Raw genomic sequence first — 580 nt, 5'->3', positions numbered from 1 at the left:
GACGGCGACAACCTCGTGATCGGCGGCGCGGATGCCGACACGATCACCACCGGCAAGGGTGCCGACCTGATCCTCGGCGACTTCGGCAGCGTCAGCTACGACGCGGCCGGCCTGCTCACGCAGATCCTGTCCACCGACACGGGTCTGGGCGGCAACGACACGATCACGGCCGGCGACGGCAGCGACACCCTCCTCGGCGGCTTCGGCTCCGACACGATCACGGCGGGCGACGGCGCCAAGACCGTGCTCGGCGACAGCGGCCAGCTCGACCTTACGGCCGGCGTGCCGACCCTGATCCAGACGCTGACGCCGGTCCTCGGCCCGGCCGACACGATCAAGCTCGGCAACCGCCGCAAGCTCGCCCTTGGCCGCCCCCGCGGCGAACCCGTCCCTGGCGGGACCGGCGATACCATCATCAGCGGTGCTGGCGGGCCCGTCCGTCTGGTCAACTGCACCCCGGGTCGGGTCGAGAGCACGGATGTCGGCGTGTCCGGCGACGACACCGTCACCCTCGGCGCCGGCAACGGTGTGGTGCTCGGCGGCTCGGGTGCCGACCGGCTGACGCTCGGAACCGGCCGCT

General features: G+C 72.4%; 1 pseudogene. It reads left to right on the top strand.

The features are described from left to right. Positions 1 to 580: pseudogene (locus MKK50_RS22610) on the top strand (hypothetical protein); the annotation flags it as partial.

The sequence above is a fragment of the Methylobacterium sp. J-043 genome (assembly GCF_022829505.1).
GTDB classification, from domain to species: domain Bacteria; phylum Pseudomonadota; class Alphaproteobacteria; order Rhizobiales; family Beijerinckiaceae; genus Methylobacterium; species Methylobacterium extorquens_A.
This window is presented reverse-complemented; position numbering and strand designations above follow the sequence as displayed.